The organism is Rhizobium vallis (genome assembly GCF_003985155.1).
GTDB lineage: Bacteria > Pseudomonadota > Alphaproteobacteria > Rhizobiales > Rhizobiaceae > Rhizobium > Rhizobium vallis.
The window spans coordinates 309,363-332,673 of sequence record NZ_ML133687.1 but is presented as its reverse complement, the minus strand read 5'-3'; the positions used below and the strand labels follow the sequence as shown (position 1 = coordinate 332,673).

The 23,311-nt window shown below is 53.9% G+C and carries 24 protein-coding genes; 21 read left to right on the top strand and 3 right to left on the bottom strand.

Translation table 11 applies throughout. The features are described from left to right. Positions 1-37: 37 nt before the first annotated feature. The 21 genes from EFQ99_RS06840 (at position 38) to EFQ99_RS06740 (ending at position 21,203) form a co-directional block, all read left to right on the top strand. A complete protein-coding gene (locus EFQ99_RS06840; protein ID WP_126920080.1) occupies positions 38-673 on the top strand; it encodes a class I SAM-dependent methyltransferase in 636 nt (211 codons plus the stop codon). A 63-nt stretch (positions 674-736) separates the two neighbouring features. Beyond that, positions 737-1,990 carry a glycosyltransferase gene (locus tag EFQ99_RS06835; protein ID WP_126920078.1) on the top strand — a complete coding sequence of 418 codons (1,254 nt, stop codon included), beginning with the start codon at positions 737-739 and terminating at the stop codon, positions 1,988-1,990. Further along, complete coding sequence (locus EFQ99_RS06830) at positions 1,990-2,841, top strand: class I SAM-dependent methyltransferase (RefSeq protein WP_126920076.1); 852 nt, start codon at positions 1,990-1,992, stop codon at positions 2,839-2,841. Before EFQ99_RS06835 ends, EFQ99_RS06830 begins: the two co-directional genes overlap by 1 nt. Further along, positions 2,838-3,647: a class I SAM-dependent methyltransferase gene (locus tag EFQ99_RS06825; RefSeq protein ID WP_126920074.1), complete on the top strand. Its 810-nt coding sequence runs from the start codon at positions 2,838-2,840 to the stop codon at positions 3,645-3,647. The genes EFQ99_RS06830 and EFQ99_RS06825 overlap by 4 nt, the downstream gene beginning before the upstream one ends. A 2-nt stretch (positions 3,648-3,649) precedes the next feature. Further along, positions 3,650-4,516: a phytanoyl-CoA dioxygenase family protein gene (locus tag EFQ99_RS06820; protein WP_126920072.1), complete on the top strand. Its 867-nt coding sequence runs from the start codon at positions 3,650-3,652 to the stop codon at positions 4,514-4,516. Positions 4,517-4,552: 36 nt separating this feature from the next. Next, positions 4,553-6,013: a putative sugar O-methyltransferase gene (locus EFQ99_RS06815; RefSeq protein ID WP_126920070.1), complete on the top strand. Its 1,461-nt coding sequence runs from the start codon at positions 4,553-4,555 to the stop codon at positions 6,011-6,013. Between the two features lie 301 nt (positions 6,014-6,314). Beyond that, positions 6,315-7,643 (top strand): glycosyltransferase, encoded by a 1,329-nt coding sequence (locus EFQ99_RS06810; protein WP_126920068.1) that lies wholly within the window; start codon positions 6,315-6,317, stop codon positions 7,641-7,643. Positions 7,644-7,688: 45 nt separating this feature from the next. Further along, positions 7,689-8,738 carry a dTDP-glucose 4,6-dehydratase gene (gene rfbB / locus EFQ99_RS06805; protein ID WP_126920066.1) on the top strand — a complete coding sequence of 350 codons (1,050 nt, stop codon included), beginning with the start codon at positions 7,689-7,691 and terminating at the stop codon, positions 8,736-8,738. Continuing rightward, on the top strand, positions 8,735-9,607 hold the full coding sequence (gene rfbA, locus EFQ99_RS06800) for a glucose-1-phosphate thymidylyltransferase RfbA (protein ID WP_126920064.1): 873 nt from the start codon (positions 8,735-8,737) through the stop codon (positions 9,605-9,607). Before rfbB ends, rfbA begins: the two co-directional genes overlap by 4 nt. A gap of 21 nt (positions 9,608-9,628) precedes the next feature. Beyond that, positions 9,629-10,588, top strand: coding sequence for a hypothetical protein (locus tag EFQ99_RS06795; RefSeq protein ID WP_126920062.1), 960 nt, complete (start codon positions 9,629-9,631; stop codon positions 10,586-10,588). Between the two features lie 59 nt (positions 10,589-10,647). After that, positions 10,648-11,544: a methyltransferase, TIGR04325 family gene (locus tag EFQ99_RS06790; protein ID WP_164736341.1), complete on the top strand. Its 897-nt coding sequence runs from the start codon at positions 10,648-10,650 to the stop codon at positions 11,542-11,544. Between the two features lie 89 nt (positions 11,545-11,633). After that, positions 11,634-12,752, top strand: a complete 1,119-nt coding sequence (locus EFQ99_RS06785) for a DegT/DnrJ/EryC1/StrS family aminotransferase (protein ID WP_126920058.1) — start codon at positions 11,634-11,636, stop codon at positions 12,750-12,752. Beyond that, positions 12,715-13,185: a sugar 3,4-ketoisomerase gene (locus tag EFQ99_RS06780; protein ID WP_245441457.1), complete on the top strand. Its 471-nt coding sequence runs from the start codon at positions 12,715-12,717 to the stop codon at positions 13,183-13,185. The genes EFQ99_RS06785 and EFQ99_RS06780 overlap by 38 nt, the downstream gene beginning before the upstream one ends. Then, positions 13,182-14,030, top strand: a complete 849-nt coding sequence (locus tag EFQ99_RS06775; protein ID WP_245441456.1) for a glycosyltransferase family 2 protein — start codon at positions 13,182-13,184, stop codon at positions 14,028-14,030. Before EFQ99_RS06780 ends, EFQ99_RS06775 begins: the two co-directional genes overlap by 4 nt. Before the next feature lie 26 nt (positions 14,031-14,056). Next, positions 14,057-15,058: a class I SAM-dependent methyltransferase gene (locus EFQ99_RS06770; RefSeq protein WP_126920054.1), complete on the top strand. Its 1,002-nt coding sequence runs from the start codon at positions 14,057-14,059 to the stop codon at positions 15,056-15,058. A 72-nt stretch (positions 15,059-15,130) separates the two neighbouring features. After that, a complete protein-coding gene (locus EFQ99_RS06765; protein ID WP_126920052.1) occupies positions 15,131-16,273 on the top strand; it encodes a CgeB family protein in 1,143 nt (380 codons plus the stop codon). Then, positions 16,270-17,082 carry a class I SAM-dependent methyltransferase gene (locus tag EFQ99_RS06760; protein ID WP_126920050.1) on the top strand — a complete coding sequence of 271 codons (813 nt, stop codon included), beginning with the start codon at positions 16,270-16,272 and terminating at the stop codon, positions 17,080-17,082. Before EFQ99_RS06765 ends, EFQ99_RS06760 begins: the two co-directional genes overlap by 4 nt. A 42-nt stretch (positions 17,083-17,124) precedes the next feature. Next, positions 17,125-17,919 carry a glycosyltransferase family 2 protein gene (locus EFQ99_RS06755; RefSeq protein ID WP_126920853.1) on the top strand — a complete coding sequence of 265 codons (795 nt, stop codon included), beginning with the start codon at positions 17,125-17,127 and terminating at the stop codon, positions 17,917-17,919. Positions 17,920-18,053: 134 nt separating this feature from the next. Then, complete coding sequence (gene gmd, locus EFQ99_RS06750) at positions 18,054-19,157, top strand: GDP-mannose 4,6-dehydratase (RefSeq protein ID WP_126920048.1); 1,104 nt, start codon at positions 18,054-18,056, stop codon at positions 19,155-19,157. Further along, entirely contained in the window at positions 19,150-20,112 is a 963-nt protein-coding gene (gene fcl, locus EFQ99_RS06745) for a GDP-L-fucose synthase (RefSeq protein ID WP_126920046.1), read from the top strand. The genes gmd and fcl overlap by 8 nt, the downstream gene beginning before the upstream one ends. A gap of 176 nt (positions 20,113-20,288) precedes the next feature. Further along, entirely contained in the window at positions 20,289-21,203 is a 915-nt protein-coding gene (locus EFQ99_RS06740) for a hypothetical protein (RefSeq protein WP_245441455.1), read from the top strand. Positions 21,204-21,231: 28 nt separating this feature from the next. Here EFQ99_RS06740 and EFQ99_RS06735 read toward each other — a convergent pair whose 3' ends face one another. The 3 genes from EFQ99_RS06735 to EFQ99_RS06725 are packed head-to-tail and all read right to left on the bottom strand — an operon-like array spanning position 21,232 to position 23,215. Continuing rightward, complete coding sequence (locus EFQ99_RS06735; protein ID WP_126920042.1) at positions 21,232-22,029, bottom strand: anti-sigma factor family protein; 798 nt, start codon at positions 22,027-22,029, stop codon at positions 21,232-21,234. Further along, a complete protein-coding gene (locus tag EFQ99_RS06730) occupies positions 22,026-22,631 on the bottom strand; it encodes an RNA polymerase sigma factor (protein ID WP_126920040.1) in 606 nt (201 codons plus the stop codon). Before EFQ99_RS06730 ends, EFQ99_RS06735 begins: the two co-directional genes overlap by 4 nt. Before the next feature lie 47 nt (positions 22,632-22,678). Beyond that, positions 22,679-23,215, bottom strand: a complete 537-nt coding sequence (locus EFQ99_RS06725; RefSeq protein ID WP_126920038.1) for a tetratricopeptide repeat protein — start codon at positions 23,213-23,215, stop codon at positions 22,679-22,681. Positions 23,216-23,311 lie beyond the last annotated feature (96 nt).

Below are 23,311 nucleotides of genomic sequence, written 5' to 3'. Positions count from 1 at the left end.
GCTCAAGCAACTTGCCGGACGTCAAGAGAGGTAACCAATGTCTGTCGTCAAGGAAAGCTGGTCTTCATTCGATTCCAATATTGCGAAGATATATCTCGACGGCTTTGGGCACCCCTCGGATCGATCCAAGCATCTCATGGCTAGTGTATTGATCGAGATTTTTGGCGGTAAGGAATTTCATCTTGCCGATTTTGGGTGTGGCAATGGCCATCTCTATCGCTTCTTTCGAGAACGCGGCTTAAATCTTCGTTACACAGGCTACGATTTTTCGACGTCTCTATTAGAGGCGGCAAGGGAACGCTACGCCGATGACGATAAAGCCGCGTTTCTCGAACGAGATATTCAGGATCCGACCGCCGATCTTGGCAATGCCGATATCGTCCTTTATTCGCATGTCCTTGAAATGTTGGAGGCGCCAGGCGCCTCACTCACAGCTGCCCGAAAGATGGCACCGCGGATCATGATCCGCTTCTTCCAACCTCCGGCCGATGGTTTCGATCTGGTCGAAATACGTATGCTTGATGTCGGAAATGGTGAAGCGGAAGTGCCTTACCTACGTCGTTCCTTCTCCATCGACCACTATAACCTTCTGCTGAGCAAGACGGGCTGCACATCAGTTGATGTGCACCAGGTGGCAGGTGATGTCGATCAGGTTCATATTCTGAATTTCTGAGGTCTTTTGAATCATATGGCTTGTTTTCTGAAGGCACCCGCAGGAGACACAAAGGGCTGTGTCGTGTTTACCACGCCGGAACGTGACAATTTCGTCCGCAGATCCCCTAGCACCCGCGCCACCTTGGAACGTCTGAAGAAGCGCTATCTCATAGGCTTGCATCATAATTGGCACGATTATTCGTTCCGCTACGATCCGCTTTTTGATTTCAGCATGGCTGGCGATGGTGATCTCATTGAGGCGGATAACGCACCGTTTGCACGTATTCCGTTAGATGCGTGCAATTTCTCACCGGATTTCTTTCTGCAGCCGCGAGCAGCTGAACCGTTTTGGGATATTTTGTACGTTGCACGCGCGGTCGCTTTCAAGGGTATTCCCGAGCTGTTTGCCGCAGTACGTGCGCTTTACGATGCAGGACAAATGTACCGGGTCCTCTTTATATGCCCGACGCCGAAAAAGATCGAGCTGCCCGGAATTAACGATCTTCGAGAGCATTTTGAGGCAACATTCACACCGAAGGAACGCCAGTTTTTCACATTGTTGACGTTGGATTGGGATTATCCATTTCCCCTGGATCTGGAAACGCTCTCATTCTTCTACAGAAACAGTCGTGTTTTTCTCCATCCGGCACCGGAAGAGCGTCGTTGCAGGACAGCGGCTTATGCTTGGGCCAGTGGTATGTCGGTCGTTGCAAACGAGCATGTCGCCAGTATTCTTCCGGCTGGATTTCACGCGCCGCCCTACCTCTTCAAATATGAAAATCCGTCTGATATTGCGGATGCTGTAACTCGTGCTTTGCAATATGGCGAAACGACCAAAAGCGATTGGTCTGCTGTATCGGGCGAATTCTCCAGTATCATATCCGCTGAGAAGGTCGACAAGATGCTGGGCGAGATCGCCGCGACCTCGGACCGTGGGATCATGTCCCGTCATGCCATTATTCCGAGAGGCCTCGACATTCGTCTTGGGCGGCATCATCTGCTGGCAGTGGGCGGTAACCGCCTAGACTATTCGATTGAGGGATTTTGTGACGTTTTGATCAATTCGCCCGACGATGTTCTCCTCAAATCCCTATCTGAACCTGATCCTGAGATCGCCCTCGGCCAATGCCTCGAGAGTATCTCGCGAACGGTGGATAACAGGTCCGAACAGGCGACAAACAACACTCCAGTATCGGGAGTGCCGAAGGCTTTCTCATCAGATCGAAACACAAATTTGCCGCCGGGTGCACAGAGAACTGAGTTGCAGCAATCCCCCGGGGGGTGGGCATTCTGGGCCGCTTCTCGACGGTGGCTGGAAGCCAAGAGGAAACGCTGATGGGAATGTTAATTTACGATGCATTGGTCTTGAGCAGAATTGCGCAAGAGACTGCGGAAAAAAAGAGCTGCCTAACGCTTGGCGTGCCGACACTTAATTTCAGCGATGAACACTTTCTGCATCACTGGAGCACCCATCCCGACTTAAAAGATGCGGCCATCGGCAAGCAGCCATTTGATACGGCGGCTGGCTTTTTTCGCAACCTAGGTTTCGACAACATATCGGCCCTGGATATTTCTGACTACGAAGGGGCTGATATCATTGCAGATTTGAACGATCCTGATTTGCCCCAAAAAATCGGCAGGCAATTCGATGTCGTCTACGACAGCGGCACGCTCGAACATATATTCGACGCACCGTCGGCAATGAGATCGATTGCACAACTTGTAAGAATTGGAGGCGTTGTCGTTCATGCGACTCCAAGTAATGGCTTTCTTGATCATGGGTTTTGGCAAATCAGTCCTGATCTTTATCGGACCTTTTACAAAAAGGCTGGCTTTGAAGTCCTGACCTCATCGCTGTTTGTCTTTGCGGAAAGTCCGTATGCTATGCCCGCAGAACAAAATCTTTATCGAACGCATGGTCGAAAATACATCACAGAGATGGCGCCCGAGGCGATCCTGATTTTCGCAGCCCGCAAGACACATGACGGCAATCTGGGACCGATATCAATGCAGGAGTATTATTCGCAAATGCATGCGGATGCTTCGGCAGAGATGGCGGCGCGCTTCTTTCTCAAATTCGGTGAAATGCCCGAACCAAATCGGACTATTGCGAAATCGGCGGGAACTCCGAAAAGAAATGATGCCATTTCGACCCTTCTTTCCAAGTTCGGAGCACGGAAACGATGAGCTTTGTCGATCTTCTCCGAGCAGTCCATTTCCTTCGACGACAGAAGGCCAGTTCAGACGCTGCCGTATCCATCGAATGGGCGGACGGGAGGCTCATTTACGACAAACATGCTAGTCTTGGTACTTTCGAAAAGCGAGACGTTGCAGTTAACACTGAAATTAACAAGGAAATCGACGCACGACGGATCATTTTCGATGCGAACACACCGAGTGGCCTTTTTTTCGAAATCGGAAGCGGCGACGGTGATTTAACTTATTTGCTTGGCATCCAAGGTAACTTCAAGTTCGATGAACAGGAACGGAGAAAAAATCGAGTACTTTTCGAACAGAAGTTCCAGTATCGCGGCAATGATCTTGAGGGAGACGTGGAACGGAACATTTTCGGTGGCGATATTTGCTCGCTGTCATTCCTTCAGAGTTCCGGCTGCCAGCCCGAGTCTGCGGCTGTCGTCTATTCTAATAACGTATTCGAACATCTTCGCCGACCGTGGATCGCAGCGGAGAATGCTTATCGCATTCTTAAGCCCGGTGGTGTGTGTATTACAGTTGTCCCGTTCTCGCAGCGCTACCATGAATCGCCCGGCGATTATTTCCGGTACACACATGCCGGCTTAGCATCTCTGTTTGAAAATGCAGGGCCAGTTGAGGAGGTATTGAGTGGCTATGATATTCTTGGTCGCCGAAATAACTGGCAAGGTGGCGGCAACGCTAACGACTTGGTACCAGTGGATGCATTCGGCGCCTGGCGCGAGACGTGGTTTACGTTTTACGCTTTCAGAAAACCTTTAAGACAACCACAGGTGTAGCGATGTTGAGCATCAAGAATGGGATTGACGCGAGGAATTATTGGAAATCGATCTTAAGGTCGCAGCACGAGCACGCGCTGCCTGTTAAGGCAGACGACCTCTCGGCCTATTTGATGTCGATTCGTTCGGATTCCGTCGATATCGTAGAGCGTATTGCATCCGAGGGAGTTGCTGTTGTCGAGAATTACTGGTCAGCCGAACAATGCGCGAAAGCGCTTGCGGAAATGGACGGGGTCATCGAGACTTATCCGGACTGTGTACGGCAATTTTCCGGCGGCGCGGATATGCGCATGTTTGGCGTCGAAATGGTCAGCGAAACTGCCCGGCTTTTTCATGAGGACAAATATCTTCGATCGATGGGGGAATTACTTGGGGGCCGCGGACTCTACAATTTCGCCACGCTCGGTGCGCGAATTGATGCAACGGATACCAACCGTGGATCGGGCGACGGGTGGCATCGCGACGCCTTTGGCTTCCAATTCAAGGCGATTATCTATCTCTGCGACGTAACGTCGGAGAACGGGCCGTTCCAATACATTCCTCGCAGCCACAAGGAATGGCGGGTGGTGCTAGATTCGGCGCTCGGTCGGCTGCCGGTTCCTCCGGAAAGTCGGGTTGACGACGCTCGGGTGCAGAAGATGATCGCTTCCGGTGCGGCCTCGGCCAGAACGTTCATCGGCAAGGCGGGAACGCTCGTCCTCGCAAATACGACGGGTGTTCACCGAGGCACACCGTTGCTCCGCGGCCGTCGCTATGCGTTGACGAATTATTATTATCACCATTTCCAGATTGGCGACACGATGCTGCAGAAATTTGCGCCGATGATGCCCGGCACGGCAGAGCGTATCACGGACATGATCGCGGGCTAAACTCGTGAGCCTACTCTTTTGAGGAGGCAGAATTCTATGAAACAGGCACCGCGCATGACTTCAATCCAGAAGCTGAACAGCAATTTTTCCCTGGTCCAAGATCTGATCGACACCGACGCAGGGAAGTCGGCCGCAACCGTTTGGGGGCGAACGTCCGAATTTTGGGAAGGCATCTTCAGCGAGCGGTCCAATTTTCCGTCGATGGTTGATTTCCTTGCATTTCGGCGAGCAGATTTTGGATATGGCATGGCCGATGAACGGCAAGGCGCGCTTGCCCGTGAAGAGGAGCATGCCCGTCGAACCAGCGAAATATTTCGCCAGACGATCGATCCTAACCGGATTACAGGATTGGATGAGTCCCCTCTCGGCGCTCCCTTCGTCTTCGAGAATTTCGGCGCTTTGCGTAGCGCTGCTTTCTGGACGAATGCGACAACTGCCCTACGCATAAGTGACCTCATTCAGCACCACCACCCTGCTCCAGCGCGGGCTCTCAACGTGCTGGAAATCGGCGCCGGCTGGGGTTGTGTCTCTTATCTCTTGTATCAACTCCTCGATATCGCCAGCTATGCGATCATCGACCTTCCAGAAAATCTCTTTCTTTCAACCAACTATGTGGCGGCAACACAGGGAATTCGCCTTGTTCCGCTTAAAATGGTCGAGCCGAAGATCGACAGCATTGCGCCTGGCTCCCTTGCGTTTGGCCTGCCGGGCTGCCTGCCCGTTCTCGGCCAGAAATATGATGTCGTCATCAATAGTTTCAGTTTGCAGGAGATGGATCTTGCGACCGTAGAAGGTTATTTTTCCTGGATAGCAGGCATATTGGCGCCTGGCGGCATATTTTTGTCCTTCAATTCCCACGGAAAAGCAGGGGTATCGAAGCCATCGGACTACCCGCTATCTGGCTTCCAGATCAATGAGTTGAACATGTTTCGGGCCTTTCCTACGGGCCTGCTGAATACCATCCCCTATGAAATGGTTCTGTCAGCCGCCCCCGGCCACACCGAATTTGATGGAAAGACACTGGACGTTCTTGGTTGCCTTATTCAATTTGGCCTCGGAGAGAATCTGAAGGATATTTGCGCAAGCTTCGTCGCGGGCGGAATCAGCCAGGACACGCAACTAGCTCTGAACGACCTTAGAGGATTCTTTTCATCTTCCTATTCAGATCGAGCAAAGGCTCTTAGTTTACAGGCAGAACAAACGCTCCCCGCTATCACTTCCTATCTTCGTGCCATGAATGCTTTCGCCGTGGATGAAATGGGGGCAGCGAAGATCGCATTTTTACAGGCTATCCAGCTTGGACTTGGCGGATTTGCAAAACTGCGTGCGTGCGCACACATCGCTGTCATCGATCGCCGCAACGAGCTCAATCAGTGGGATGAAGACTTCGATGCACTCTTTGCCTATCCGGAATTGAAGCGCATGCTTGAGGCTTCCGACAGCGGCCCATTCAAACTGCAGTTTGAAAAAATTGTCTCGGTGAATCTGGGATCATGAACGCCTCAAACGGATCGCCTTCGTGGCGGATTGCCGTCATTATCCATGAAAGGGACAGCCGAGCGGATGCGCAAAGGAATTACTGTTCCGGTAATTGGCATCACCACGATCATGTTCATCAATATCGACGCGATTTTATCGAGCGGCTGGCTTCGGTCGGAGTCGAGGTTTCGACGGCACTAAATCTAATGGAACGGAACATAGCTGAGCATCACTCGAATGGCACCTATTCCTTGGACCACTGTATCTGCCTGAAATCCGTGAATGATACAGATATCATAAAGAGTGGAGTGTCGGCTTAGTGACAGTCTCCACCATCTATCTTGTCAATCCTATCTCTGGTCACGGGCATTTGGATGCCTATGCTCGTCTCTATGCACGCGCCCTCACCGAGCTCGGCCACCAGGTCGTCCTGGTAGCGCCATCCGATGGCGGAACAACCGCTTATCTGGCGCGCAACGTTCCCGCCATGGTCAAGAATTTTCGTTTCTTTTCATTCGATGCACTCGATGATGAACTGCGCTCGCGCAATAACAGTCCACGTGCCAATCTCACCACACTTGCCCGCGCTCGATTGGTTCTGGCGGAGGAAGGCCTTTCAGGCGTTCAGGACAGGCTTCACCTATATTTATCCCGCATTGTTATGCGATTATTCCCCACAATGGGAACATTTCTAGGATTGAGCCGAAGCAATCCCCGTATCTCCTTTGCGCCCTTCCCGCCGAGGATCGATCTTGCCCGTGAATGGAGTAACCTTCCCGAAGGGCTGATCTTTTTTCTCTACCTGGACATGATGGCGGAGGATCGGGAGAGCCTTGACGCACTGGATGGCGACAACGTACCGTTTTGGGGTGGCATCCTGTTCCATCCAAGAAGCGGCGAGTGCTTGAAGATCAAGGGGCCTGAGCAATACCTCCTGACACCGCGCGTGCGCGGCGCACTATTTCTTGTCCCGGAAGCGGCAGAGGACTATCGCTCAGCTTGCGATACCCTGTCTATAGCCGTCGTTCCTGATGTTGCCGATCTCGAGCCCGCCGAAAAACCGTCTGCGATTGCACAGAGCATTCGCACGAATGCAGGCGACAGGACAGTCATCCTGCAGATCGGAACGCTCACTCCGCATAAGGGCATTCTCGACCTCTTAGAGGTAGTCCCCAAAGCGGACCCCCGACGCTTCTTCTTCGCTTTCGTCGGAAAGGTCTATGACGAGACCTTCGGCGATGATGCCGACCGGATCAGAGACTTCTTCTCAAATCCTCCAGAGAACGTTCTGGTGTACAATGGCTTCATCGATGATGAACGCGACTACAACTCAGTTGTTGCCTCAGCGGATATAGCCTATGCCGTGTACCGAAATTTTCCGAGTTCCAGCAATATCCTGACGAAGGCGGCCGAGTTCAATATTCCCCTTCTCGTCAGCGACCGTTACATGATGGGGCGGCTGATCCGTGAATACGACACCGGCATCGCCGTGCCCGAAGGCAACCCAGACCTCATTCTGACCGCTCTGATAACGGCGGCAGAACGCGAATGGCCCACTGAAAATTTTCAAGCCTATGTTCGCGAGCGCTCGATCGAACGGTTGAAAATGGTGCTCGGAGAGGCAATAAGAACTTGGCACGTGCGGTAAATGCCATTAGGTAGCGCCGACTTGGATATCGGAAAGCAGAGCAGAATGAAGACTGTAATTGTTACTGGTGGCTGTGGATTTATCGGTTCCCATTTCATCGAGGTTCTTCTTGAGAAGGGTTACCGCGTCGTCAATATCGACGCGTTGACCTATGCTGGCGACCCTATCAATACGCAGAGTTTTGCGGACGAGGACAACTATGCGTTTTTGCACGCCGACATTGGCGACAGCGCTCTGATTGCCGATACTCTTTCCAAGTTTCGTCCGCATATGGTTTTCAATTTGGCCGCGGAAAGCCATGTGGACCGTTCGATCGACAACGCAACACCTTTCCTCACGACAAACGTCATCGCTGTTCACAGCCTTCTCGATACTTGCCTTGGTTATTGGCGCAAGCTGACCGCTGTCGAAAAGGCTGAATTTCTCTTCGTTCAAATGTCTACAGATGAGGTCTATGGCTCGATCAGCGAAGGTATGTTCACGGAGGAAAGCAATTATGCTCCCAATTCGCCATACGCAGCATCCAAAGCCGCCGGCGACCATCTTACGCGAAGCTATCGCGTAACTTACGGTTTACCAACAGCAATCGTGCATGCCTCCAACACTTACGGTCCACGTCAGTTTCCAGAGAAACTGATACCTCATATGATTGCTTCGGCGTTGGCTGGTAAGCAGCTTCCCGTTTATGGAGCTGGCGACCAGGTTCGCGACTGGATGTATGTCGGCGACGTTGCACGAGGCCTCGAGCACGTTGTCGCTCAAGGCAAGGCTGAGGGCATATACAATTTCGCGGGCGGACAGGAACGTCGAAATATCGACACCGTCAAATCGATCTGCGCAATTCTCGACGGTCTCGTTCCGAAGCAGGTGTCCTACGCCGAATCCGTGACTCATGTTGCGGATCGGCCGGGCCACGATGCGCGCTATGCCATGAGCAGCGAGAATGTCGAGCATCTATTTGGGTGGAAGCCTGAGACCACCTTTGAAGAGGGCCTCGCCAAGACAGTCCGCTGGTATCTCGAAAATGGCAGCTGGATGGATTATATCCGCAATCGGGGATATTCCATCCAGCGTATCGGGGGAGCCAAGATATGAGGCGTGGCATTGTTTTGGCCGGCGGCAGTGGGACCCGACTGGCGCCCTTGACGACGGCCGTAAGCAAACAATTGCTGCCGATCTACGATAAACCTATGATCTATTACTCGCTTTCGGCGCTATTATTGAGCGACATTCGAGAGATTCTGATCATTTCGACCCCGCGTGATCTTCCGCTGTTTCAGCACCTGCTCGGAGATGGCTCGCGCTTCGGAATTAGCCTGCATTATGCGGTTCAAGAAAATCCAAACGGACTAGCGGAAGCCTTCATCATCGGAGAGAAATTTCTGGATGGCTTATCAAGCGCATTGGTCCTCGGCGACAACGTGTTCTACGGTGAAGGTTTTTCGGATCATCTCATGACAGCTGGAAGCCGGGCACGGGGAGCGACGGTCTTCAGCTATCCAGTTCAGAACCCAAAGGATTTCGGAGTCGTTTCCTTCGGTGCGGACGGTCGGGCTTTGGCAATCGAGGAAAAGCCGGAAAAGCCAAAGTCGAATTCTGCCGTAGTCGGACTCTACTTTTATGATGAGCGCGTCGTGCAGTTCGCGCATGAACAGAAGCCGTCGGCGCGTGGAGAGCTAGAGATAACCGACATCAACAAGCGCTATCTCGAAATGGGCGATCTTTACGTCGAACAGCTTGGCCGCGGGTTCGCCTGGCTCGATACGGGCACTTTCACCTCGATGCTCGACGCAACCAATTTTGTCGCGACACTGCAACGTCGCCAGGGATTGCGGATCGCCTGCCTTGAGGAAATTGCATTTCGAAAAGGCTGGATTTCCGAAACCGACTTGCTCTCTCATGCCGAACGCTACAAGAACAGCGAGTATGGAAAATATGTGCTGGAACTTCCCAATTTCGTTTGAGAGAGACCGAGCGTCCGAGTAATGACCGTTCATTTTTGCACACTGTTCGACATGCGCTACGCGACACGTGGGTTGGCTATGCTTGAAAGTCTCCACGCCAAGTTCACGGGCGACATGACGGTTACCATTCTCGCGATGGATGATCGAGTGCCGGCATTGATCCAAACCATGGGCCGCGCAGAATGGAAAGTCCTGACTGTCGACCGGATGGGCGACGTCGGACTAATGGAAGCCCGCAATACCCGCCCGCACCGGGAATTTTGCTGGACGTGCGCTCCAGCATTTTCAGCGCACGTGGTCAACCGAAGTGCAGACGGCGACGTCGTTGTATATGTCGATGCCGATTTATTCTTCTTCCGATCCCCTCAGATCCTTCTGGATGAGCTCGCCGATGAAGGCGCCATTCTCATTCACGAGCATCGCTATTCGGCCGACCGTTTGCACTACGAACCTTCTTCCGGCCGCTTCAATGTCGGATTCGTCGCGTTCCGCGTCGGCGATGAGGCGCGAACTTGCGTGAACCGCTGGCGCCAGCAGGTTCTCGACAAATGTGTCCTTGATCCGGAAAACGGCTATTGTGGTGATCAAGGATATCTGAACGAGTGGCCGTCGCTTTATCCTGGGCTGCGCATCCTCAAAAATCTTGGCGGAGGAGTGGCACCATGGAACCTCGTAACCTATACGGTTAGCGGGGATGCGACGCAGCCGGTGATTGATGACGCTCCCGTCGTGTTTTTCCACTATCATGCGTTTCGGACCGTCTCCATAGCAGGGCTCGCACACATCGCGGCCATTCCAGCATGGGGATATGATTTTTCAAATGCGGCGAAGCGCCTTCTTTTCGCCGACTATGCAAGCCGGCTCCGGAAGATCAGTTACCAGGCCAGAAAAGCCGGATTCATGACTGCAGCGGATACGAGCCATCCGCTCAGGGACGCAATCCGTTCCTGGTTAGGCGGTAATCTTATTCTGGCGATCTAGGTCGCAGTCAGTCAAAGACCAAGCTCCTAACGGCCTGCCGCGAAAACATGAGAGGTGAGATGGCCAACGCAAGACAAGTGCTCGTTCGATTGCTACCGCCAATTCTCGCCGATCTCCTGCGTTCTGTGAAGCATCGTGCGAGACAAGCCAATTCTCTTAAAGAAGCTTTGGGAAATGCCGTCTCAGGGGAAAAGTCCGAATGGGAAGCCGTGCCAGCCGATCGATGGACTGCGAGCAATGGCTGGCTTCATCCTTCGATCGTTGCAACCCAGATCGAAAAGTGGCGAGAGTTCTCGCAGTCGATCCGGTGTCCTGAGCCCTTCGGCAAGTCTCACGAAGCAAACCCCGGCGCGGTGGTCAACGTCAGCGCCCACAACATCACGATGACGTTTGGCTATGCCGTCGGCAGGGTCATTGCCGAAAAACAAAATGGGGATCCAACGCGACTTCTCGACTGGGGCGGTGGTATCGGCCACTATGCGTCACTTGCGGGTGAACTCTTTCCCAGAGCACATTTTGACTACGTGATCCGCGAACTTGAGACCTTGGCGGAGGCAGGCAGGCCACTTTTGCCGCAGGTTAGCTTTCTTTGCGATGATGATGAGGCGCTGTCACAATCCTACGATCTGATCTTTGCCAGCAGTTCCCTGCAATACAGTCGAGATATCTATGGTCTTCTGTCGAAGATGGCAGAAAGCGGCAGCCGATGGATCATGGTCTGTCGTATGCCGTTCATCGATCATGCGCACGATTTTGTCGTGCTACAGCGCCCGCACCGTTACGGCTACAACACGGAGTATACCGGCTGGTTTCTCAATCGCTTCAAATTTGTCGACTTTATGAAAGCGAAAGGTTATCGGCTTGATCGTGAATTTCTGAATGACGAACGCCCTTTTGTGCCGAATGCGCCGGAGCAGTGCACTTACAGAGGCTATCTATTTGAGAAAACGCACTGAGGTCGGACTTAGCGCTACCAGGATGATGAACAAGTTTTGCCGATAAGAATTGAAGATTTGAAAGGGGATTTCTTCTCGTGAGCGGACTGATGGAAAGCACAGTCGGCCTTGCCGATCCGAAACGTGACCTTGCCCGATTTGAAGATCAGTTGGTCGACGCCGCACGGCGCGTCATTGCAAGCGGATTCTACATCAACGGAACCGAAGTGCGCTCTTTCGAAGAAGCGATGGGACGGACGCTCCAGCTTGAATCGCCAGTCGTCGGCGTCGGGAGCGGGACGGATGCATTGATCCTGGCGTTGCTCGCGGCCGGTATCGGCCTCGGCGACGAAGTCATTGTCCCGTCGCACACGGCCGGTCCCAGCGTCGCCGCTATCCGCGCGATCCTTGCCACACCGGTATTCGTTGATGTCGAAGCGGATACGGCCTGCCTGGATCCCCAGTGCGTTGAAGAGGCCATATCGTCGAAGACCAAAGCCATTCTCGCCGTTCACCTTTACGGCCACCCGGCAGATATGGATCGGCTAAAGCCGATTGCAACGCATCACGGTCTGATCCTCATCGAAGATTGCGCGCAAGCGCAGGGTGCGCGACTCCGTGATCGGCCGGTAGGCTCGATCGGCGATCTCGGCTGCTTCTCCTTTTATCCCACGAAGAATCTGGGCGCCGTTGGTGATGGCGGCGCAGTCAGCGGGAGCGCCGAACGGCTGAAAATCGTCCGCAAGCTGAGAACCTATGGCTGGAGCGAACCCCAATACTCCGATCTGCCTCTCGGACGCTGCTCCCGCCTTGATGAAATGCAGGCCGCCTTCCTCAACGTCAAGCTCCCGTTGTTGGACGCGGACATCAACAGCCGACGGCGGGTCGCTGAAATATATAAAGACCGGCTTGTCGATTTGCCGATTGAACTACCCGTAGAACGTCCCGGAGCCTACCACGCCTACCATCTGTTTGTAGTCAAGACGGATTTTCGTGATCCCTTGCGCGAACATCTCTCCAAATCCGGGATTATGACGGGACTTCATTATCCATTCCCCGCGCACGTTCAGCCAGGTCTTTCCGAAGGTACACGCACGGCTGGCTCCCTTGCAGTGACGCTTGACCTTCAAGCAAAAATTCTAAGCCTGCCGCTCTTCGTCACTATGACAGATGCTGAGATCGACAAGGTCATTGGAGCTGTCCAAGATTTCTTCCGCGGCGGGCATTGAGATGACACCAAGCACAGCTCTTGATAGGGTGACACGCGGCAAGGTGAGCTTGTTTAAGGATGCGCGCGGAGCGCTCGGTGTCCTTGATTTCCCAAAAGAAATTCCTTTTGCGCCGGTGCGAATGTTCTGGATCCACGACGTACCAGCAGGTGGGAAACGTGGGGCGCATGCACACAAAGCCTGCACCCAGTTCATTGTGTGCGGACGAGGGGAGGTAGAGATCGACGCTTTCGACGGCACGCGGAACGAGGAAATCAAGCTGTCCGCAGGTGAATATGCCAACATCGTTCCAGGCATTTTTGCAACACTGACATTTCCTCAAGAGCATTCTACGGTGATAGTGCTCTGTGACCGTCCATACGAAGCGGATGATTATATCTATGACGCAGACGTCCTCATGAAAGATACACCCCTTTCGGATGGATCCACGTGAGTTTTAGCGTCTTTGCTCTCGTTCCCGTTTTCAACAGGCTGCATCATACCAAGGCGATGGTAGAGTGCCTGCGGGCTCAAGAAACCGAGGCAAAGCTCGTTATTGTCGTGATCAACGACGGATCAACTGACGGCACGGCCGAATACCTCGCCGAGCAACCTGATCTGGTTGAATTGAAAGGTGACGGAACCCTTTTTTGGGGTGGAGCAATGGAGCGCGGCTTGCAATACACGCTGCCACTTTGCTCAAAGAGCGACTACATTCTATTTCTAAATAATGACACGTCTTTTTCCCCCGGATATGTCGACGCTCTAGTTCGATCGAGTCGCGAGAATGGCGATGCCGCAGTTGGCAGCATGATTCATGATGAGAGCGCCCAGCCACCGCTTGTCAGCATCGGGGCGCGTATCGATGTTGCTCGTATGCGGGTCACAGATATCGTCGACGAACTCTCGGCGATTGAGCGGGCAGATCCGGCTGCATTCTATTTTCCAGATGCGCTTTCTGGCCGAGGCACACTCTTTCCGGTCAGTGTTTTCGGTCAATATGGAACTTTGGTGCCAAAACTTTTGCCGCATTATTTTGCGGATTACGAATTGTCGATGCGCTTTCGACGCGCAGGAGTGCGTCTGGTCGTGTCGCGCGAAGGTTTTGTCGTTTCCCCTCCAGTCTACGGCAATTCAACGGAGGGAATGAACTTATGGCAGCGTTTTTTTAGCATCCGCTCATCGAGAAACCTGCGCCATACTCTGACATTTTTCTGCTTGGTTGGGACACCGATGCAACGTCTGACTGCACCTTTACGGCTGCTTGCTAAAGCTATATGGCAGGGCCTCAGACGATGAGTATATTGAGAGCGAGACGGATCTTCATGGCAGCAGGTAACATCGGGGCATGTATCGCGTGTGGCGGTAAGAATGAGCCTCTCATCGACCGTATCTGGGATGATCGTTATGGCAGCCCCGGAATATTCTCTGTTTTGAAGTGCGAAAATTGCGGTCAAATGGTCACTTCTCCGCCCCTGTCGGAAGATGATCTTCCCGGTCTCTATAGTCGTTACTACCCACGCGGCAATGTCGATCTCGGTGCGATCGAGCGAGAAGCGGCACTGGTCTTGGCGCCTGGGGCGTCGGAGAAACGGTATCGCGAAGGCACCGACAACCAAGGGCATTACGCCGTCCTTCCCGGTCAAAATGTGCTCGACATCGGTTGCGGCTCATGTGTTTCACTGCTTGAGGTTCGCAATCTTGGCGGTACGGCGTTTGGCATCGAGGCCGATCCGAATGTTCGAGCGATCGCCGAGCATTTTGGTCTCGATGTGCACATCGGCAGCATCCATGACAATCCCTTTCCCGGTCGCACCTTTGATTTGATCGTACTCAACCAGGTCATAGAACATGTGCCTGAACCACTGGCACTTCTGCGCATCGTGCGCGAGAGGCTTGCCCCGGGTGGCAAGGTCATTCTTGCATTTCCCAATACGGGATCGCTGAACCGCAAGGTTTCCCGTGGGAAATGGATAAACTGGCATATCCCCTACCATTTGCACCACTATAATAAGAAGTCTTTCGGCCTCATTGCTGCCAAGACCGGCTATCGGGTGGCAAGCATGAGGACGATCACGCCAAATGTCTGGACGATCCTGCAGTTGCGGGCATTCGGTGACGTTACCGCTGAAGGACAGGCATCTTCGGCATGGACGGGACGCGGCCCTTCGGTTCCCTCAACAAGTTCATTCGCGATGCGGTGGAAAAACCGCTTCGCATCGCGTGTTTCCGGCACAGCCGGCAGAACGATGACGCGTCTCAACAGGCTGGTCGATCGCCTAGGTCTCGGCGACAGCCTTCTCGTCGTTCTGCATAAACAAGACTAAGTGCCAGGCTTCAATAGCTCGTACGATCTGCCGATCGGCTAAGTGGGCGGCAGCAAAGGAAGCAACATTTGGATGCGGATTGTCATTTTCGATACCTACTATCGGCAATTTCTCACGCGACATTACGCCGCCAACCCTAAGCTCGCCGATAGAAGCTTTGAGGACCAGCGGCGCAACTTGCTCTCGCAATTCTTCGGCACATCGGATTTTTATTCCCGCCATCTCAATAATCTCGGCTGGGAGGCGCATGATCTGATCGGTAATTGTGTGCCGTTACAAATGGCATGGGCTCGCGAGAACGACTTTCACATTCGCGAGTTTTCACTGAAAATACCGCATCGCTTCTTTCGAGTGCCGCTGATCGGTCCATTGCTCTCCTCTATGCCAGGTCTGCTCGACGTTGCCGTCGCTCAGATCCGCAAATTGAAGCCCGATGTCCTTTATTGCCAAGATCTCAGCTTTTTCCCAGGCCGTGTCCTGAAAGAGTTGAAAAGCGACATACGCTTGATCGTCGGTCAGATCGCCTCCCCCCTGCCACCATCGGATTTTCTTTCCGGCTATGACCTTATTCTCACCTCCTTTCCACATTTTGTAGAGCGCATACAGGCGCTAGGCATCAGATCGGAATATTTTCGCATCGCTTTCGAGCGCCGGGTTCTCGATGAACTGGGCGCCGTCGAGAAGGATATTGATATTTCGTTCGTTGGCGGCATCAGCGCTCATCACAAGAACGCAATCCCCATCCTCGAACATCTCGCCCGCAACACGAATATCGCATTCTTCGGTTATGGAGCAAATAACCTGCCACAAGGCTCGCCTATTCTTGCCGCTCACCGGGGCGAAGTCTGGGGCCTTGATATGTATCGCGCGCTCGCGCGGAGCCGTATTACGATCAACCGACATATCGCGGTCGCAGAAAAATATGCCAACAATATGCGACTCTACGAAGCAACAGGCGTCGGCGCGCTCCTTCTGACCGATAGCAAGAGTAATCTCGGCGATCTTTTTGTCGAAGGGCAGGAAGTGGTGTCCTATTCGGATGCGCGCGATGCTGTGAAACAAATAAATCGACTGCTGCTAGAGCATGACGAGATCAACCAAATTGCGGCGGCTGGCCAGCGGCGGACATTCAGCGAACATACCTATGAGCACCGCATGCACGAGCTCATCGGTATTCTCGGTCGTCACATTGACGGCCGGGGAAGGCATGCATGAAAAACATGGCACGTCATCTGCTGATGCGACACCCTCGGTTGCGGGATGCTGCCAAACTGCTGATGAGTTTTGTCGACCCGCGGTTTAGCGTATCGTCGCAATACTCCCTCGTCGCTGGGAACAAGGTTTCGGTGGAAGCCGAGCGGCTTGCGAAATCCTGGACGGACGAGAACATTCCCGCTCGCCAGCGACAACTGGTCGACAAGCAGTTGTGGGATTTCGCCTCCGGCAAATCCGTACAAGCCTTCGATGTCTTTGTCGATTTGCTCAGACCACACGCGTCAGCGGGGCAGTCGCGAAGCCTTCTCGAGATCGGCTGTTCCAGTGGATACTATTCTGACGTCCTAAGACTTCGCGGGCTTCCTTTCGCTTACAGCGGATGTGACTATTCGTCCTATTTCATAGAAATGGCACGAAATCTTTATCCCAGACTTGATTTCCGGGTCGAAGATGCAACGCAACTGACTTATCCTGATGCGTCTTTCGACACCGTTGTCTCAGGTTGCTGCCTGCTACACATTCCGGACTATGCAACGGCAATAGCCGAGACGGCGCGTGTTGCGCGCGACCTCGTGCTATTTCACCGCACACCCTTGGTGATTGGCAGGCCGACCGAAGTCTTCACAAAGGTGGCTTACGGCATTGAGACGATCGAAATTCACCTTTCCGATACATTGTTCTATCGACTGGCAGCCGACCATGGGCTCGAAATTATTCAAACGGCGACCCTGTCGACCGAGCAAACACCGCGCGGCCCTTCTGAAGTCGTCAGTATCCTCTGCCGCAAATCGGAGTCGTCGCATGTATGACCACCGCTTGGCTATTTCGATAATGGCTGCGACACTTTCATGATGATAGCCGGCCCCGTTGGCGCTTCGCGCCCCCGCATCACATTGATTACTGTCTGCTGGAATTCGGAAAAGACCATAGCAAGCACATTGGCCTCCATCGACGCGCAGACGTTCCGTGACTTCGAACACCTGATCATCGATGGTGGTTCAACGGATGCAACCCTGGCGATCGTCGCTGCAGCCGGTGGCCGCACCGTTTTCTCGGGCCCCGATAAGGGCATCTATGACGCAATGAACAAGGGAATCGCGCGGGCGTCGGGAGACATCATCGGTTTCCTCAATGCGGACGATATGTTCGCGGGCAATCGAACGCTCGAAACGATCGCCAAAGCACTTGAGAGTGAAGAACTCGATTGCTGCTATGGCGACCTGATCTACGTTTCGCAGCAAGATCCCACTCGGCAGGTTCGCTATTGGAAGTCCTCCATGTTTAAGATCGGGACCTTCCGCCGAGGGTGGTCGCCGCCGCATCCGACCTTTTATGTCCGCCGCGCGGTCTACGCGCAATATGGCGGCTTCGATTTACGCTATTCTCTAGGAGCTGATATCGAATTGATGATGCGATTTCTCGAAAAAGCTCGCATCACCTCCCTCTATATTCCCAAGGTATTGGTAAAGATGCGTCTGGGGGGAGCGACGAACAAGAACTTCAGCAACATTCTGCGGCAAAATACCGAAGTTCTCCAGGCGTTGGCAGTGCATGGCCTCAAAGTCTCCCCGCTCGGATTCTGGGTGCCTAAGCTTCTAAACCGGCTGCAGCAATTTCTACGAAAGAAGCAAGAAAATCGAGACTGAGCTGATACCGGATGCGTTATCGTAGCATTCCGGGGGTGCCAATGATTGCATTTTACGCTATGTCGCCACAACAAGCTAATGACGCACCGGTCCGCGCTTGAACCGCAAATCTATTGTATCGGGAAACGAGACTTATGAAACAGACGAGGCATGGCGATCAGAAGGTGGCGTTGATAACGGGCGTGACCGGACAGGACGGGGCGTATCTTTCTGAGCTTCTGCTAGAGAAAAACTATATCGTTCATGGCGTCAAGCGCCGATCCTCGTCATTCAACACGTCTCGAATAGAGCATCTTTACGAAGATCCGCATGTAGAGGACCCGCGCTTTATTCTACACTACGGCGACCTGACGGATTCGACTAACCTCATCCGTATTATTCAGGAAACCCAACCGGACGAGATCTACAACCTTGCAGCGCAGAGCCATGTGCAGGTCAGTTTTGAGACCCCAGAATATACTGCAAACGCCGACGGCATCGGCACGCTGCGTGCCCTCGAGGCGATTCGTCTCCTGGGACTAACGAAGAAGACGCGCTTTTACCAAGCATCCACATCTGAGCTTTATGGAAAGGTGCAGGAAGTACCCCAAAGCGAAACGACGCCTTTCTATCCACGCAGCCCATACGCAGTCGCCAAATTATATGCATATTGGATCGTAGTTAACTATCGCGAAGCCTATGGAATTCATGCATCCAACGGCATCCTCTTCAACCACGAAAGTCCAATTCGCGGTGAGACCTTTGTGACGCGCAAGATTACGCGCGCGGCAGCAGCAATATATCTGGGCCTTCAAGACAAACTTTATCTCGGCAACCTGGATGCCAGGCGCGACTGGGGACACGCTCGCGAATATGTACGCGGCATGTGGCTTATGCTGCAGCAAGATCAGCCGGACGATTATGTTCTGGCAACCGGCGAGACCCACACGGTACGCAGTTTCGTTGAAAAATCTTTTGCTGAAGTCGGGATTACCCTCGAGTGGAAGGGCGAAGGGGTCAATGAAAAGGGATACAACACCACAACCGGCCGCCCCATCGTTGAAGTCGATCCTCGCTATTTCCGCCCTACGGAGGTAGAGCTGCTGATTGGAGATCCCCGCAAGGCGCAAGAAAAGCTAGGCTGGAAACATGAAATCGGTCTCAAGCAGCTGGTCGAGGAAATGGTACGCGAAGACTTGAAGGTCATGGCTCGTACGCATTTCGACGACGGTGGCAACAAGGGCTTGGTCAATGTCTGAAATCCTCTACAGCCTCGCGGGTAAACGAGTCTGGATTGCCGGTCATAAGGGCATGGTGGGTTCGGCCATTGTCCGCCGGCTGCGGAGCGAAGGTTGCGAAATATTGACAACGGATCGCAAGGATGTCGATCTTCGCAGCCAAGCGCAGGTCGAAGCCTGGATGACGTCGCTCCGCCCGCAGGCGGTCTTTCTTGCGGCTGCCAAGGTTGGCGGCATCCTTGCCAACGACCAGTTTCCTGCCGATTTTCTATACGACAATTTGATGATGGAAGCGAACATCATCCATGGCGCATATAAAGCCGGAGTAGAAAAGCTGCTGTTTTTGGGTTCAAGTTGCATCTATCCCAAATTCGCCAACCAGCCGATCGTAGAGGAAGCGTTGCTGACCGGCATGTTGGAACCGACCAATGAATGGTATGCCATTGCAAAGATCGCGGGCATCAAACTGTGTCAGGCCTATCGCCGCCAGCACGGTGCGGATTTCATATCGGCTATGCCCACTAATCTCTACGGGCCAGGCGACAATTTCGATCTTAACTCCAGCCATGTCGTGCCAGCGCTGATCCGAAAGGCACATGAGGCCAAAATGTCGGCCGAGCCTACGATTACCGTCTGGGGTACAGGAAATCCCCGACGTGAATTCCTGCACGTCGACGATTGCGCCGATGCGTGCGTGCATCTCATGAAGGTCTATTCAGATGACAGCCATATCAATGTCGGATCAGGCGACGACGTCACCATCCTGGAACTGACAAAGCTTATTTGTGATGTCGTTGGCTTTCCCGGGGAGTTTGTTCACGATCTCTCGAAGCCAGACGGGACGCCGCGAAAGCTCATGAGTGCGGCAAAACTGCGATCCTTCAACTGGAAGCCGAGCATCAGTCTCCATGAGGGAATCGCCGACGCATATCGTGCTTTTCTCGGCGGCGAATACGCCATGCGCGCCTATGGTTAAAACGCCTGGGCCATTGGCCTACGGACAATTCACATTGCCTGGTACTCCCGAGCGAGCTATTTGACGGTGTTTCGAACGCCGGCTCGCCGATCGCCCCCCCCCAAAAAGACGACCTGACCATGACAAAGTACTTCTGCACGCTCTTCGATAGTGGTTACCTCATCAAGGGGATTACCATGATCGACAGCCTCATGCGTCAGAGTCCTGGCTCTCACGTCTTCGTGCTGTGCATGGATCGGCAAACCAAGGAAATAGTGAACCGCCTGGATATCGCGGGAGTTACATGCATTTCTCTTGCCGAGGTTGAAACCGAAGAACTTCTGCAAGCAAAGAAGACACGTGGTGTGGCGGAATATTGCTGGACGCTTTCGCCCGCCCTTCCCTGGCATATATTCCAAAACCATCCGGAAATAGATTTACTTACCTATCTCGATTCCGATCTTCTCTTTTATTCTCCGACCCAGCCGATTTTTGACGAGATCCGAGACAGCTCCATTGCGATTATTGAACACCGCTTTGCGCCGCGGCTCCGCAATCGTGAGGTGAACGGTAGATTCTGCGTAGAGTGGGTTACGTTCCGACGCAGCGAAGAAGGAATGGCCTGTCTTTCCAGGTGGCGCGATCAATGCATCGAATGGTGCTACTATCGTCTCGAAGACGGAAAAATGGGGGATCAGAAATATCTCGATGAGTGGCCGGACCGATATAAGAACTGTCATATTATAGAGCATCCAGGTGCAGGCGTTGCGCCGTGGAATTACGAGAAGCACGCGTTCAGCGTGGATGCGACCGGCGCCATTATTGTTGATGCGTCACCGCTGATCTTTTACCATTTCCATCAGTTTCAACTGCTTGATAATGGTGGTTTCGATCGACTCTCGACCTTTTACACATCCATTTGCCCAGAACCTAACGAGGTCTATCTCGCTTATGAAAGCGCGCTCATGCAAACATTAGAGAGAGTGCGAAAAATTACTCCAGGATTTTCCGGCGGTTTGCGCTCATCGCGGCACGTAACTCGCAGGCGCTGGGCACAGCAATATCTGCCTTTTGCTTTAAAAGAGCTGCTTCGTCGTTTTCTGCGGTACTAAAACAGGAACTGGTATTTACGCAAATCCCTCACACCCTCTCCCGCACACCATCCGCAATCGCCGTCATCCTATCCGCCGCAGCATGCCCGATCAGCATGAAAGCATGCGTCTCGCTCGACCAGTAAACCACATTCATGCCCTTGCGGCTTTCGAGGTCCGGCGCCTTGCGGCCCGCGTCGGACAGCACGATACACAGCGCCATCGGGCCGGTTTCGGGGTCGAGGTAGGCGATCTGGGCCAGCGGTTTGCCGTCATATTGCAGGAGCAGAGCGCGTTTGAAATCGATGCCGGGAAGGGAGACGGCTTCGGGGGAGAGCGTGAGGCCGAGCTTTTCGTCGAGGCTCGCGAGTTGGCTGGCCTGCACCTCTCTCGCAGGGACGGGGCCGGCGAGCGTTTCTGCGGAGTAGAGCGAGATATATTCGGCCACCACGGCGCGCCATTCGCTGTTTTCGTCCTTTGCCGAAAGGCCTCTGCCGATCCCGATGACGGCGCGGTCGATGGCGATGCCGGCAACGAGCGAAGCGGCGAGAGCGCCGAGGAAGCGGCGGCGTGTGGCGGTTGGTGATGCGGAAGCGGAGCTTGCGCTGTTCTGCGCCGGGATGGCGCCGAGCATCGCCTCCAATTTCGCGCGCGGTGCCTCGGAGAGAAGCGGGGCGAAGGCCTGCTCGAACGGCAGATTGGCGCGGGCCAGAAATTCCAGCCGTTCGGCAACGCTTTGATCTTCGTTTACCAGGGTTTGAATGCGCGCGGCCTCTTCGGCCGTCAGTTCGCCGTCGATGAAGGCGGTCAGCTCTTCGTCAGAGGGAATGGTGTATTTCGTGTTCATTGCCGTTCCCCTTCCGGTCCGGTGCCGGAGAGCTTGGCGCGGGCAGCCGCGAGCCGGCTCATCACGGTTCCGATCGGGATATCCAATATGCCTGCAACCTCGCGATAGGAAAGTCCTTCCACATAGGCGAGGAAAACTGCTGTCCTCTGCGCCTCGGGCAGTGCATTCACCTGCTTCAGCACCTGCCCCGCCATCACATGTGTTTCGGTGTTGTGGGCACCGTCGAAGGTCAGCGCCTCCCCGGCATCGACGAACCCTTGGCCCTGCCGCACCCGGCGGGAACGGATTTCGTTCAGCCAGATCGAATGCAGGATCGAAAACAGCCAGCGATCGAGCCGCGTGCCGGGCATGAATTGATCGGCGCGCTCCAGCGCGCGAAGGCAAGTGGCCTGCACCAGGTCGTCGGCGACATCGCGCTGATGCGAGAGAACGAGACCATAACGCCAGAGCCGCGCCAGATTTTCCGTCAGGCCGCTCCTGATATCCGCTTCGCTGGGGATGGCCGCCTCCGCCCGTCTTGCATCCTTCGGAATCGCCTGATGAATAGGCGATTCCATTCTTGCGTGACTATAGGCAGGAAAATAGGTGCGCGCGACCGACATTCGAATATCCCTTTCGTGCTTCCATCTTCCTGCCCACGGCCTACCGGTCAAATCTTCGACGGGTCGAGAATTGCGGCGTTCAGATCCTGATATTCCTCACAGCCGGTGCCGCAGATCGCCTTGATTGTCTTCAGCTGGTCCTTGGCGAGATCGAGCTGACCCTTGATGACATAGGCTTCGCCGAGATATTCGCGGACCTTGGCGTATTGCGGATCCATCTTCACCGACTTCAGATAATAGGAAATGCCTTCGTCGGTGCGGCCGAGCTTGCGGGTGGCATAGCCGCGATAGTTCAGCACTTCGGCCGTGTTCTGGTCCTTGACCGTGTCGAGCATGGCAAGCGCCTCTTCATAGCGGCCGTCCTTGGCAAGCGAATAGGCATAGTCGGTGCGGTTCTCGTCGGAGACGTTAGCGCCCTGCTGCTTGACGCATTTCTTGGTCTTCTGGTCGTAGATCTCGCCCTTCTTGCAGGTGGGCATTGTGCTGCTATTATCGCCGAGCGCAAAGACCGGGCCGGAGAAAAGAGAAGCGGCAAGGCAGCCGCCGAGAACGATGGAAGCGATGCGGGCTGTCATGATCGTCATGGGGAAACTCCTCGAAAGTGACGTTGCGAGGAGAGAACACCGCTGCATCAGGCTTTATTCGGCTGCCGCTCACATTTCTTTCATCACCCTTTCGTG